Here is a 13,141-nt window from a genome sequence, read left to right on the forward strand (position 1 = left end):
CCTAGGCGATCGTCTCGGGCGCGTGAAGCCCCTTACGCGTCGTCCCGGACGAAGGCGACCCGGTCCCAGGTCACGCCGGGCCGGCCGAGCTGGGCATCCGCGTCGGTGCGGCAGAGGAGGCAGCGTAGGCCGCACCCGCGCGCGAGGTCGATCGTCTCGGCCGCCGACACGTCGAACATCCGCCGCCCCTCCGGCACGGGACCGTGGCGCAGCGACAAGGCCATTACGCCGCCGATCCGCATCAGGGCGGCGAGGCGCGGCATCGCGCACCGCCGCTCGGCCTCGTCGAGATGCATCCAGACGGCGGTGAGCATCACGACGTCGAAGCGGTCGCCACGCCCGGAGAGGGCGGCGAGGTCAGGCAGGCCGTCGTCCAGCCAGTCGATCGACGGGGACGGGTGCAGGAGGACCGCCTGCCGGCGCAGTTCGAGCGTCGGCTCGACGGCGGTGACGCGATAGCCGAGGGCGGCGAAGCCCGCCGCATCGCGCCCGGTCCCGGCCCCGATATCGAGGACATGGGCCGGCGGCGCGGGCAGGAGCGGCAGGATCGCCGCGTGGATCTCCGAGAAGGCGATGCTCTCGTATTGCGAGACCAGCCGCTCGGCCTCGGCGGCGTAGCCGGCAATGCCCCGGGGAGCGCTCCCGTCCGTCACGCCTCCGCCTCCAGCTCCCCGCTCACCTCCAGCCACTCCTCCTCGGCGCTGCCGAGAGCCGCGGCGGCCTCGGCCCGCATGCGGGCGAGTTCGCCGGCCTTGGCGGCGTCGGTGCGGAAGGCGGTGCCGTCGGCGAGCGCCGTGTCGATCTTGGCGATGGCGGCGGAGAGCTTGGCCATCCTGGCCTCCACCGCCTCGAGCTTGCGGCGCAAGGGGGCGAGCGCCGCCCGGCGCTCGGCATTGGAGCGGCGCTCCACCGCCCTGGCGCCGCCGGTCGGCTCCTGGGCCTTGGCGGTCTCGGCCTCGGGGCCGGCCAGCACCAGGCGGCGGTAATCGTCCATGTCGCCGTCGAAGGGCTTCACGGTGCCGTTGCGCACGAGCCACAGCCGGTCGGCGCAGGCCTCGACCAGGAAGCGGTCGTGGCTCACCAGGATCACCGCGCCCTCGTAGTCGTTGATTGCCTCGACCAGCGCCTGGCGGCTCTCGATGTCGAGGTGGTTGGTCGGCTCGTCGAGGATCAGAAGATGGGGGCCGTGGAAGGCGGAGAGCCCCATCAAGAGCCGCGCCTTCTCGCCGCCCGACAGCTGCGAGACCGGGGTGTCGGCCTTGTGGCCGGGGAATCCGAGGCGGGCCGCCGCGGCCCGCGCCTTCGCCTCGGGCACGTCCGGCATCAGGTCGCGGACATGGGCGTAGGCGCTCTCGGCGGGCCTGAGTTCGTCGAGCTGGTGCTGGGCGAAATAGGCGACGTTCATCTTGCCCCAGCGCCGCACCTCGCCGGACAGCGGATCGAGCCGGCCGCCGATGAGCTTGCAGAAGGTCGACTTGCCGTTGCCGTTGGCGCCGAGCAAGGCCACCCGGTCGTCGGGGGCGAGCGTCAGGTTGAGGCCGGTCAGCACCGTGCGGTCGGGATAGCCGGCCTGGACCCGCTCCATCGCGACGAGCGGCGGGGACAGGGCGCGCTCGGGGCTCGGCAGGTGGATCACCGGCACGTCGTCCTCGATGAGCGCCGCGATCGGCTCCATCTTGGCGAGCCGCTTCATCCGCGACTGGGCCTGGCGCGCCTTGGTCGCCTTCGCCTTGAAGCGGTCGACGAAGCTCTGGAGGTGGGCGCGCTCGGCCTCCTGCTTCACCCGGGCCTTGGCCTGGAGGGTGCGCTTCTCGGCGAGCTGGCGGGCGAAGGAGGTGTAGCCGCCGCGATAGAGCGTGAGCTTGCCGCGATCGAGGTGGAGGATGTGGTCGACGGAGGTGTCGAGGAGGTCGCGGTCGTGGCTGATGATCACCGCGGTGCGCGGATAGCGCTCGAGGTAGTCGTAGAGCCAGAGCGTGCCCTCGATGTCGAGGTAGTTGGTCGGCTCGTCGAGGAGCAGCAGGTCCGGCTCGGAAAAGAGCACGGCGGCGAGCGCCACCCGCATCCGCCAGCCGCCGGAGAAGTCGGAGCAGGGCCGGGCTTGAGCCTCCGCATCGAAGCCGAGGCCGTGCAGGATCGCGGCGGCCCGGGCCGGCGCCGAATGGGCGTCGATGTCGACGAGCCGGGTCTCGATCTCGGCCCGGCGCAGCCCGTCGGCGGTCTCGGCCTCGGCCATCAGGCGCATGCGCTCGGTATCGGCGGCGAGCACCACGGCGTGCAGGGTCTCTGGCCCGGCCGGGGCCTCCTGCGCCACGCCGCCGATCCGGGTGCCCTTCGGCAGGCCGATCGAGCCGCCTTCCGTCGGGATCTCGCCCTGGATGATGCGGAACAGGGTGGTCTTGCCGGCGCCGTTGCGCCCGACGATCCCGACCCGCGCCCGCTCGGGCAGGGCGAAGCTGGCTTGGTCGAGGATCAGGCGGTCGCCGATCCGGTAGGTGAGGTCGTTCACGCGGAGCATGGCGGCGTTGTGGGGGCGGCAGGCGTGGGAGGCAAGGGGGCGGGAGATCGTCCAGTCGGGACGGCAGGTTCTCCAGCATCGGCCGTGATTGACCCACGCCGTCACTGAAGCGCCGATCGACGATGTCCACCTGCCACCGGTGGAGACATGGCCCGGGCGCCGAGACTGTGTGCGCCCGGTCCGTGCGCCGCGCTGCTCCCTCTTTTGACGTGCGAGAAACTTCCGAAAGTTGTAATTTTACAACATTTCCAGCCGATTTCTAGGATATGCTTGTGAAGTATATGAAGAGAACCAATATTTTTACGGGCGGTTGAGAGAAAGCCATGACTGAATATGTTCGTTATGATTTTAGCGGGCCGCTATCTTCATTAAGCGGCGGGAATCAAATAACTACTGAAGGTTCTATCTTTGTATTGTATGATCTACCTGGACAACAACGCATAGCGACCGTTTCCAGCAATTTGAAGGCTGATCAGTACAGCTTTCCAGAGCGCGGAACGATCAATCTGATAAGAAATTTGGACGGATCCACTGATTATAGAGTTGAATACATTGGCAATAGTCAATTTTCCAATGAAAATGTTTCATTATCATTTACATTTGATTCAAATCAAAGATTGTTTAGTAAATTCGACACAGTTCAATACACGAAGGTAGTTACGGACTACACAACGATTCCGGCCACAACTAAAACTTTAACGTTCGGGTCGACCAATCTCTCGACGACCAGCGCGATTACGAATACGGTTCCATGCTTCGCTGGCGGTACACTGATACGGACGACGAGGGGTGACATCCCGGTCGAGCACCTCAGTGTCGGCCAGCATGTCGTTACCGCCGCTGGCGAGGCCCGCCCGATCCGCTGGATCGGGCGCCGCACACTGGACTGCTCCCGCCATGCTACGCCCGAAGCGGTCTGGCCGGTCCGGATCCTTGCGGATGCCTTCGGACCAAGCCTCCCGGCCCGCGACCTCGTTCTCTCCCCCGACCACGCTGTGCGCGTCACGGTGCTCGACGATGTGCTGATCCCGGTCAAGCATCTCCTCAACGACGCCACCATCGCCCAGATGCCGGTCGCGGAGATCACCTATTGGCACGTCGAGCTCGACAGCCACGACGTTCTCCTCGCCGAGAGCCTGCCAGCGGAAAGCTTCCTCGATACCGGCGTGCGCGCCGGCTTCGAGAACGGGTCGGAGCACACGGTGCTGCATCCCGACTTCAGCCCGCTCACCTTGGACGATTTCTCCCTGCCGCTGGTGCAGGACGGACCGATCGTCGACGCGGTCCGCACCCGGTTGATCGCCCGCGCCCAGGCGCTGGGCTGGACCCTGACCGACGAGGACGATCTCCACCTCGTCGCCGACGGCGTGGCGATCCGTCCGGAGCGCGATGGAACGACGGCGCGCTTTTCCCTGCCGGCTGGGGCCGGCTCGGTGCGATTGACCTCGCGCAGCTTCGTGCCCGAGCGGGTGCGGGTGGGCGCGGGCGACGGGCGCCGCCTCGGCGTGCCGGTGCGGGGCGTCTCGGTGATCGACGGCCACGGCGTGATCCGCTCCCTGCCGATCGGCAGCAGTCTATTCGAGACCGGGTTCTCGTTCATTCAGGATTGCGAAACGAACCCGTGGCGCTGGACTGTGGGCGCCGCGGCTCTTCCCGCCGTGCTCTGGGCAGGAAGCACCGGCATCGTGACGCTGGTGATCGAGACCGCGCCCGACCGCGGCACTCTGCAGGCTTGGCTGGCACCGGCGACCGGGCCGACGCTGCGAGCCGGCGCAGACGAGAACCAAGGCGCCACGCGGCTGAGCGCCTGAGGGGCGCTGCACGCGTCGGAAGGCTGTCGGGGAAAATCGTCTAGACCAGGCATGGGCTTGCACGTTCCCGGCTGCCTCGGTCAGGCCCTCCCCCGGTCGCCTGCCGATAGCATCCATCGATCCGAGACTTCGAGCCCAACACGCCAGGAAGGGCGCCCCCCTGGGGCCCCTGCCAGGTTTGACAGCCACGCGACCACGGTCAACAGCGTGGCTTTGAGCCCGACGCCGGGCATCTCGATCGAGTGTCGGCGCCAGGGAACGCTGGAGCGGCGGACATGAACGCGAACGAGGCGCGGATGCGCGCACTCCTCTCGGAGCGCCGAGCCCTGATCGGCATCGTCGGCCTCGGCTATGTCGGGCTGCCGCTGGCGCTCGCCGCCCTCCGGGCCGGCTTCTCCGTGCTCGGCTTCGACGTCGATCCGGGGCGCGTCGCGGCGCTGAACCGGGGCGAGGGGGCGTTCCACCACATCCCGGGCGAGGCGCTGGGCCCGGCGCTGGCCGCCGGCACCTTCGCGGCCACCGGCGACATGGCGCGTTTGTCCGAGCCCGACGCGGTGCTGATCTGCGTGCCGACGCCGCTCACCCGCCATCGCGAGCCGGACCTGTCCTACGTCGAGGCCACCGCCCGGGCCATCGCCGCGCGCTTGCGCCCCGGCCAGCTCGTGGTGCTCGAATCGACCACCTATCCGGGCACCACCGAGGAGGTGATGCGGCCGATCCTGGAGGCAGGGGGTCTGCGCTCGGGCCACGACTTCTTCCTCGCCTACTCGCCGGAGCGCGAGGACCCGGGCAACGGCGAGTTCGACACCGCCCGCATCCCTAAGGTGGTGGGGGCGGACGACGATGCCGCGCGTACGCTCGCGGAGGCGCTCTACGGCGCGCTGGTGGTCCGCACCGTGCCGGTCTCCTCGGCCGCCGCGGCGGAGGCGGTGAAGCTCACCGAGAACATCTTCCGGTCGGTCAACATCGCCCTCGTGAACGAATTGAAGCTCGTCTACGACGCGATGGGGATCGACGTCTGGGAGGTGATCCAGGCCGCGGCCACCAAGCCGTTCGGCTTCATGCCGTTCCAGCCCGGGCCGGGACTGGGCGGCCACTGCATCCCGATCGACCCGTTCTACCTCGCCTGGAAGGCGCGGGAATTCGACGTGCCGGCCCGGTTCGTGGAACTGGCCGGCGAGGTCAACACCCGGATGCCCTATCACGTCGTCGAGCGCCTAGCGGCGGCCGTCGACCGCACCGGCCGCGCCTTCTCGGGCGCGAGCGTGCTGGTGCTCGGGCTCGCCTACAAGCGCAACGTCGAGGATACGCGCGAGAGCCCGGCCCTGAAGCTGATCCGGCTGATCGAGGGGCGCGGCGCGGTCGCGCTCTACCACGACCCCCTGGTGCCGATCCTGCCGGCGACCCGCGAGCACCCGGAGCTCGCCGGGCGATGCTCGCAGCCCCTGACGCCCGAGACCCTGCGCACCGTCGACGCGGTGCTGATCGCCACCGACCACGACGGCGTCGACTACGCATTGGTCGCCGAGCATGCCCGCCTCGTCGTCGACACCCGCAACGTCATGGCGCGTCATGGACTCACAGGTGCGACGATCGTGAAGGCGTAATGTTGGGAAAAACCCCGGCCTCCCCGGTACATGACCCCGGCGGGCGCCCCCGCACCCTGGCAAGCGGAGCCGCGCCGGGCTAAGAACGCGGGGGCAGCACCCGCGAAGCCTCCGCGGGGTCGAGGGTACCAGATGGGTCGGCTCGCAGGGTTTCCGTTCTTCAAGGACGCGGGCGTCGACCTGACCTCCTACGAATCGCGCTGCATCTGGCGGCGGTTCGACGCCAACGAGATCCTGGTCGATTTCGACGACGCCTCGACCGACGTCTACCTGCTCGCCGCCGGCGAGGTGCGGATCCTCAACCGGACGCAATCCGGCAAGGAGGTGATCCTGGGCGAGATGCGGGCCGGCGAGTTTTTTGGCGAGCTCGCCGCCATCGACGGGGTCAGCCGCTCGGCCAACGTCACGGCGCTCACCCGGGGCGAATTGTGCGTGGTGCCGGCCGCGGTCTTCCGCGAGATCGTCTTCGCGGCCCCGCCGATCGCCGACAAGCTGCTGCGGCTGCTGGCCAAGCGCGTGCGGATGCTCAACGCCCGGCTGATGGAGCACGCGGTCCTCGACCTGCGCCATCGCCTCTATGCCGAACTCCTGCGCCTCTCGACCCCCCGGCCCGGCACCGAGGGCGAGCGCGCAGTGAGCCCGCCGCCCTACCACCACGTGCTCGCCGCCCGCATCGGCTGCCGCCGCGAGCAGGTGACGCGGGAATTCACCGTGATGGCCCAGGAAGGTCTCGTCGACCGGACCCGCGGCGCCCTGATCCTGCGCCGGCCCGACATTCTGGAGGCGCGGGTGGCGGAGGCGTTGCGGGAGGATTCCTGAGGCGCCCCCTTCACAAGACCCTCCATGCACAAGACCTTCACCGCCCACCGCGAGGACCGCCCCGGCGCGGCGTGGCTCGCCCGCTTCCGGGCCGGGCGGGACGAGGCCGCGCGGTGGTACCTCGGCGACACGGCCGCCCCGCTCCCGCCGGAGGCCTGCCGTGCCGCCCTCGTCCGGCACATGCCCGAGCTCGTCCGGCATTACGACGCGGCCTGCGGGCTCGTCGGCGACGACCATCTCGCCCACAGCATCCTCAGCCATTACCGTCCGGCCGCCCACCGGCAGGGCTGCAGCCAGGCGGTATGGCTCGGCGAGGACGGCCCGGCCCTTGTGCGCAACTACGATTACCCGCTGACCTCGATCACCGGGCGGATCGAGCTCTCCGCCTGGTCGGGCCGGCGGGTGATCGGGATGGGCCAGCGCCCCTGGGGCGGCTGCCTCGACGGGATGAACGACGACGGGCTCGTCGTCAGCTGCACCCTCGGCGGCATCGCCCGGCGCGGCGAGGGCTTCGCCATCATCCTGATCCTGCGCTACCTCCTGGAGACCTGCGGCTCGGTGGCCGAGGCGACCGAAGCCTTGTGCGGCCTGCCGCCGACGCAGCTCCACAACGTCACGCTCCTCGACCGGACCGGCGACCACGCCACACTCTTCCTCGGGCCGCGGCGGGCGGCGGCGGTGACGCGCCAGCGCACCTGCACCAACCACCAGGAGCGGGCCTCGCCCGCCTCGCGCTCGGCCCTGCGCCAACGGGTGCTGGACGAGGCCCTCGACGCCCCCTCGACCACGCTCGCCGGCCTGACCGCGCGGTTCTTCGATCCGCCGCTCTACTCGCGCAAGGCGGCCTTCACCACAGCCTACACGGCGGTCTACCGGCCGGCCGAGGGGCGCGTGGACTATCTCTGGCCCGGCCATCGCTGGCGCCAGGGCTTTTCCCGGTTCGAGGAGGGGGCCTACACGCACGATTACGGCGAGTTGGAGCCGTAGCCGTGCGCGGAGCGGGGCGGGGGCGACGCATGCGCATCGTGGTGCTCGGCGGCACGCGATTCCTGGGTCGGGCGATCGCCGCGCAGGCGGTCGGGCGCGGCCACGCCGTGACCTGCGCCGCGCGGGGGCGCGCGGGCGCCGCCCCGCCGGGGGCCCGCTTCGTCGCGATCGAGCGCGACCGGGCGGACGGGCTCGACGCCCTGAGGGGAGCGACCTTCGATGCCGCCGTGGACGTGGCGCGCGACCCGGGCCGGGTCCGGCGGGCGCTGGCGGCGCTCGCGGGCCGGGTCGGGCACTGGACCTTCGTGTCGACGACGAGCGTCTACGCCGACACCGCCACGCGCGGGCAGACGGCCCGCACGGCGCCGCTCCTGGCGCCGTCCGACGTCGGGCCCTACGGGGCCGCCAAGGTCGCGTGCGAGCGGGCCTTCGGCGGTGGCGCCCTGATCTGCCGGGCCGGGCTGATCGTCGGCCCCGGCGATCCGACCGGGCGGTTCTCGTACTGGGTCGCACGGCTTGCGCGCGGCGGGGAGGTGCTGGCGCCGGCAGAGCCGGAGGATCCGGTCCAGTGGATCGACGTCCGCGACCTCGCCGCCTGGATCGTCCACGCGGCGGAACGGGGGCTCGCCGGGCCGTTCGACGCGGTCGCGCCGCCTTGCACCCGCCGCGCCTTCCTCGACAGCTGCGCCGCTGCCCTCGGCTCGGCCTGCACCTATGCGTGGGTGGATCGGGCCTTCCTCGACCGCCACGGGGTGGAGCGCGAATCCGGCCCGTTTTCCCTGCCGCTCCCGCTGCCGGACACGATCGGCGACGCGTCGCGCGACGTCTCGGCGACGCTGGCGGCGGGCCTGAGCGTGCGGCCCCTGGAGGAGACCGCCCGCGACACGCTTGGCTGGCTGGAGACGACCGGCGGCCCGGTCACCGGCCTGACCGCGGACGAGGAGGCGGCCCTGCTGGCCGCCCGGCACGCAGAGCGGGGCTACCGCTCCTCCGGTCCGTAAGCCGCCAGGAAGACCCGCACGGCTTCCGCCACCCAGTAGGTCGTCTCGGCCTCGGTCGGCGGGTCGCCGACGGCGAAGAGCAGGCGGCGCATCGTGGTGGCGGCGCAGAGGTCGAAGAAGTGGCGGGCGGCGAGGTCGGAATCCATCGCCCGCAGGCGGCCGGCGGCGACCTGGGCGTCGAGATAGGCGCGCAGGCGGGTGCGGCCGAGCAGCGGTCCGGCCTCGTAGAAGGCCCGGCCGAAGCGGGGGAATTTTTCCGCCGCGCCGATCACCATCCGCACCGAGGCGATGTGGTCGGGCCGCACCATCGCCTCCATCAGGCTGGTGCCGAGGCGGCGCAGGACGGCGGCGATGTCGGGGTCGTCGTGATCGAGCCGGCAGATGTTTTCCGCGAGGCTCCGCTTCTCCTCGATCGTCAGCGCCTCGAACAGCGATTCCTTGCTCTCGAAATAAACGTAGAGCGTGCCCTTCGAGACCCCGGCCGCCTTGGCGATCGCCCCCATGCTGGCGCCGTCGAAGCCGCTGGCGAGAAACACCTCGCGGGCCCCGTCCAGGATCTGGCGGCGCTTGTCGGTCTCGGCGGGGCCCGCCTCGGCGGCGGTAGCGGCGGTCGTGGAGTCGGTGCTCATGATCGGAGCCATTGTGGGGGCGCGGAGGCCGGGGTCAACCGGACGTGTGCACTGCACACGGTATCGATTGACCGAACGGTTCGGTCAACGTACTATCGTGACCGTTCGAGAGCCGTCAATCGACTCGAATCGTGCGATTCGGGTCGGCGCGGCGGGGACGGAAGACGACGATGGCGTTCCGAGACGATTACGCGCAGGGCCGGCCCGCCGGCGAGGCGCCCTCCAAGGCGGCTCCTCAAGCCGCGCCCCCTGTCGAGGCCGCCCCCGCGCCGCCCGCCGGTGCGCCCGCGAAGCGCAAGCGCCCCTTGCGCCGCCTGGTCCTGCTCGCGCTGCTTCTCGGCGGCGGCGCCTACGGCGCCTATGCGGGGCACGAGTGGTGGACCACCGGCCGCTTCTTCGTCACCACCGACGACGCCTACGTCCAGGCCGACATCTCGACGCTCGCCGCCAAGGTCTCGGGCTACCTCGAGGCGGTACCGGTGGTGAACGGCCAGGCGGTCAAGGCCGGCGACGTCGTCGCGCGGATCGAGGACGGCGACTACCGCCTGGCGCTGAAGGCCGCCGAGGACAAGCTGGCGACGCAAGGGAGCGTGATTACCCGCATCGCCCGCCAGGCCGAGGCCGCCCGGGCCCAGGTGCTGCAGGGCCGGGCCCAGATCGACGCCGCCAAGGCCGACCAGGTCCGGGCCGCCGCCGACTACCAGCGCCAGACCCAGCTCGCTCTCTCCGAGTTCGCCGCCAAGTCGCGCCTGGAGCAGTCCCGGGCCGACCGCGACCGGTCCGACGCCACCGTCAAGGGCGCCGAGGCCAACCTGATCGCGCTCCAGGCCAACGTGGCGGTGCTGGAGGCGCAGACCCTCGAGGCCGAGAACCTCGCCGCCGAATTGCGCACCGCCGTCGACCGCGCGAAGCGCGACCTGTCCTTCACGGTGCTCCGCGCGCCCTTCGACGGAGTGATCGGCAACAAGGCGACGGAGGCCGGGGCCTATGTCGGGCCGGGCTCGCGCATCGCCGCGCTCGTGCCGCTCCAGAGCGCCCGGGTCGACGCCAACTTCAAGGAGACCCAGCTCGGCCGGGTCCGGGTCGGCCAGCCGGTCCACATCCGGGTCGATGCCTGGCCCGACCGCGACATCCTCGGCACCGTCGAGAGCCTGTCGCCGGCCTCCGGCTCGGTGTTCAGCCTGCTGCCTCCCGACAACGCCACCGGCAACTTCACCAAGATCGTCCAGCGCCTGCCGGTCCGGGTGCGGGTGCCGGAAGAGGTCGCCCGCGAGGGCCTCCTGCGGCCGGGCCTCTCGGTGGTGGTGCGGGTCGATACGCGGGGCCTCGACGAGACCAAGCCGCCGGCCCCGATCGAGCCGCATCAGGCGGTGTCGGAGAAGGCTGCGGCGGCGTCGGTTCGGACGGCGGGGCGGTGAGCCAAGAAAGACAATCGTCGAGCGCGGGATCCCCTCTCCCGTATGGGAGAGGGGTAGGGGCGATCGAAGATCGCGCAGGGTGACACGCTTCAGGATTAAACACTGAGCGTCACGCGGCGAGCACAACGTTACGAGCCCGACTCAGGACCGTATCACCCTCACGCGGGATCTTCGATCCCCCGACCCCTCTCCCACACGGGAGAGGGGAGACGCGCCTTAGCATCGTCAGGTCGAGTCGAACGGACTCCCCTCAAACTACAATCCAGCAGGCTTATCCGACATGGCCGCGACCCCCGCGCCCGCCGACGCACCGATCGACCGCCGCCGCATGGTGGCGTTCGTCTGCATGGTGTTCGGGATGTTCATGGCGATCCTGGACATCCAGATCGTCTCGGCCTCGCTCGCCGAGATCCAGGCCGGCCTCTCGGCCTCGGCCGACGAGATCCCGTGGGTGCAGACGAGCTACCTCATCGCCGAGGTGATCTCGATCCCGCTGTCGGGCACCCTGTCGCGGGTGCTCTCGACCCGCTGGATGTTCGTGATCTCGGCCGGCGGCTTCACCCTGATGAGCCTGATGTGCGCCACCTCGTCGACGATCGGCGAGATGATCCTCTGGCGCGCCCTCCAGGGCTTCATCGGCGGCGGCATGATCCCGACGGTGTTCGCCTCGGCCTTCACCATCTTCCCGGCCTCAAAGCGCAGCATCGTCTCGCCGATGATCGGCCTCGTGGCGACGCTCGCCCCGACCATCGGCCCCACCGTCGGCGGCTACCTCACCGACCTGTTCAACTGGCACTGGCTCTTCCTCGTCAACATCGTGCCGGGCATCTTCGTCACGGTCTCGACCTACCTGCTGGTCGATTTCGACAAGCCGAACCTCGACCTCCTCAAGCGCTTCGACTGGGCCGGCCTCGGCCTGATGGCGGCCTTCCTCGGCTGCCTCGAATACGTGCTGGAGGAGGGCCCCACCCACGACTGGTTCCAGGAGGAGGCGATCTTCGCCGCCGCGATCGTCTGCGGCATCGCCTGCATCGGGTTCTTCTGGCGCGCGCTCACCGCCGAGCAGCCGATCGTGGATCTTCGCGCCTTCTCGGACCGCAACTTCGCCGGCGGCTGCCTGTTCAGCTTCGTCATGGGCATCGGCCTCTACGGCCTGACCTACCTCTATCCGGTCTATCTCGGCCGGGTGCGCGGCTACTCGGCGCTCCAGATCGGCGAGACGATGTTCGTCTCGGGCTTATGCATGTTCGCCACCGCACCGATCGCCGGGCGCCTCTCGGCCAAGGTCGATCCGCGGATCATGATGGCGATCGGGTTCACGGGCTTCGCCGCCGGCACCTGGATCGTCACCGGCATCACCAAGGACTGGGATTTCGACGAGCTGCTGTGGCCCCAGGTTTTGCGCGGCTGCTCGCTGATGCTGTGCATGATCCCGATCAACAACATCGCGCTCGGCACCCTGCCGCCGGCCCGGATGAAGAACGCGTCCGGCCTCTACAACCTCACCCGCAACCTCGGCGGCGCGGTCGGGCTGGCGCTGATCAACACCGCGCTCAACGACCGCTGGGACCTGCACCTCGCCCGCCTGCACGAGCGCTTCACCTGGACCAACCCGATGGTGCTGGAACGCCTCGACAGCATGGCCAAGGGCTTTGCGGGGCTCGCCGGCAACCCGGACGCCATGGCGCTGAAGGCGATGATGAACACGGTGCGGATGCAGGGGCTGCTGATGAGCTTCTCCGACGTCTTTCTGATGCTGACCGTGTTGTTCGTGCTGATGGCCTGCGCCACGCCGATGATCCGCCGGCCGCGCCCGGGCGGGGCGGGAGCGGACGCGCATTAGAGCGCTTCACGATCGCACTGCCATCGCGAAGCGCTCCAAGTCTTTGTTTCATCTCTTTTCTTCGACGAACCGGCATCCACTTCGTCGGAAAATGCTCTAGGCGCGGGAGACGGCGCACGAGAAAAGGCGCCCCTGCCCGGATCGGGGCAGGAGCGCCAAGTCTATGACACGTCTCGGGAGGAGATGCGGAGGCCGCCCGGGTCGAAGGACGCGGCGGGCGGAATCAACGCGTGTCGCCGAGAAAACTACACCCCCTTCTCGGGTTCCCACAAGTCTCCGCGGCCCTCGACCTTGGTCCGAGACGGGTGAGCGGGGGTTACATCTGCGTCAGCTGCGCCGCGCCGGCCGGCAATCGCTCCGTCGCGCCCCGTCGGGCGAGGCGCCAAATCTCTGATTCCGCCGCCGTTTCGGCCGCGGACCGGGGCCTGCCCGGCCCATCGCTGCGGGACTCCGGCCGCCCACCTGCGGCCGACGGTCCTTTCCAGGCGGGCCCGACCCGCGATAAGGA

At 70.0% G+C, this 13,141-nt stretch carries 10 protein-coding genes; 7 read left to right on the top strand and 3 right to left on the bottom strand.

Annotated features, from left to right (window positions below; translation table 11 throughout):
- Positions 1-32 precede the first annotated feature (32 nt).
- On the bottom strand, positions 33-653 hold the full coding sequence (locus tag miv_RS12805; protein ID WP_207183053.1) for a class I SAM-dependent methyltransferase: 621 nt from the start codon (positions 651-653) through the stop codon (positions 33-35).
- Positions 650-2,518, bottom strand: a complete 1,869-nt coding sequence (locus miv_RS12810) for an ABC-F family ATP-binding cassette domain-containing protein (RefSeq protein ID WP_207183054.1) — start codon at positions 2,516-2,518, stop codon at positions 650-652. The genes miv_RS12805 and miv_RS12810 overlap by 4 nt, the downstream gene beginning before the upstream one ends.
- 323 nt (positions 2,519-2,841) lie before the next feature.
- Between miv_RS12810 and miv_RS12815 the strand changes: the two genes are divergently transcribed.
- The 5 genes from miv_RS12815 (at position 2,842) to miv_RS12835 (ending at position 8,743) form a co-directional block, all read left to right on the top strand.
- The gene (locus miv_RS12815) at positions 2,842-4,329 is read left to right on the top strand and encodes a Hint domain-containing protein (RefSeq protein WP_207183055.1); all 1,488 of its coding nucleotides are present in this window, start codon (positions 2,842-2,844) and stop codon (positions 4,327-4,329) included.
- A gap of 275 nt (positions 4,330-4,604) precedes the next feature.
- Positions 4,605-5,936, top strand: coding sequence for a nucleotide sugar dehydrogenase (locus miv_RS12820; protein ID WP_207183056.1), 1,332 nt, complete (start codon positions 4,605-4,607; stop codon positions 5,934-5,936).
- Between the two features lie 132 nt (positions 5,937-6,068).
- Positions 6,069-6,755, top strand: coding sequence for a Crp/Fnr family transcriptional regulator (locus miv_RS12825; protein WP_058620211.1), 687 nt, complete (start codon positions 6,069-6,071; stop codon positions 6,753-6,755).
- A 24-nt stretch (positions 6,756-6,779) separates the two neighbouring features.
- Complete coding sequence (locus tag miv_RS12830; RefSeq protein WP_207183057.1) at positions 6,780-7,742, top strand: C45 family autoproteolytic acyltransferase/hydrolase; 963 nt, start codon at positions 6,780-6,782, stop codon at positions 7,740-7,742.
- A gap of 29 nt (positions 7,743-7,771) precedes the next feature.
- Complete coding sequence (locus miv_RS12835; RefSeq protein ID WP_207183058.1) at positions 7,772-8,743, top strand: NAD-dependent epimerase/dehydratase family protein; 972 nt, start codon at positions 7,772-7,774, stop codon at positions 8,741-8,743.
- Here miv_RS12835 and miv_RS12840 read toward each other — a convergent pair.
- A complete protein-coding gene (locus tag miv_RS12840; RefSeq protein ID WP_207183059.1) occupies positions 8,722-9,372 on the bottom strand; it encodes a TetR/AcrR family transcriptional regulator in 651 nt (216 codons plus the stop codon). The two genes, miv_RS12835 and miv_RS12840, sit on opposite strands and share 22 nt — an antisense overlap.
- A 170-nt stretch (positions 9,373-9,542) precedes the next feature.
- Between miv_RS12840 and miv_RS12845 the strand changes: the two genes are divergently transcribed.
- Both miv_RS12845 and miv_RS12850 read left to right on the top strand, forming a co-directional pair.
- Positions 9,543-10,790: an HlyD family secretion protein gene (locus tag miv_RS12845; RefSeq protein ID WP_207183060.1), complete on the top strand. Its 1,248-nt coding sequence runs from the start codon at positions 9,543-9,545 to the stop codon at positions 10,788-10,790.
- 280 nt (positions 10,791-11,070) lie between these two features.
- Positions 11,071-12,633: a DHA2 family efflux MFS transporter permease subunit gene (locus miv_RS12850; protein WP_207183061.1), complete on the top strand. Its 1,563-nt coding sequence runs from the start codon at positions 11,071-11,073 to the stop codon at positions 12,631-12,633.
- Positions 12,634-13,141 lie beyond the last annotated feature (508 nt).

Origin of the sequence: Methylobacterium indicum, from assembly GCF_017347565.1 — a bacterium.
Lineage (GTDB): Bacteria > Pseudomonadota > Alphaproteobacteria > Rhizobiales > Beijerinckiaceae > Methylobacterium > Methylobacterium indicum.

Coding starts and splice junctions, on each gene's coding strand:
- miv_RS12810 (WP_207183054.1), bottom strand. CDS start 2,518: ATGCTCCGCGTGAACGACCTCACCTACCGGATCGGCGACCGCCTGATC.
- miv_RS12815 (WP_207183055.1), top strand. CDS start 2,842: ATGACTGAATATGTTCGTTATGATTTTAGCGGGCCGCTATCTTCATTA.
- miv_RS12820 (WP_207183056.1), top strand. CDS start 4,605: ATGAACGCGAACGAGGCGCGGATGCGCGCACTCCTCTCGGAGCGCCGA.
- miv_RS12825 (WP_058620211.1), top strand. CDS start 6,069: ATGGGTCGGCTCGCAGGGTTTCCGTTCTTCAAGGACGCGGGCGTCGAC.
- miv_RS12830 (WP_207183057.1), top strand. CDS start 6,780: ATGCACAAGACCTTCACCGCCCACCGCGAGGACCGCCCCGGCGCGGCG.
- miv_RS12835 (WP_207183058.1), top strand. CDS start 7,772: ATGCGCATCGTGGTGCTCGGCGGCACGCGATTCCTGGGTCGGGCGATC.
- miv_RS12840 (WP_207183059.1), bottom strand. CDS start 9,372: ATGAGCACCGACTCCACGACCGCCGCTACCGCCGCCGAGGCGGGCCCC.
- miv_RS12845 (WP_207183060.1), top strand. CDS start 9,543: ATGGCGTTCCGAGACGATTACGCGCAGGGCCGGCCCGCCGGCGAGGCG.
- miv_RS12850 (WP_207183061.1), top strand. CDS start 11,071: ATGGCCGCGACCCCCGCGCCCGCCGACGCACCGATCGACCGCCGCCGC.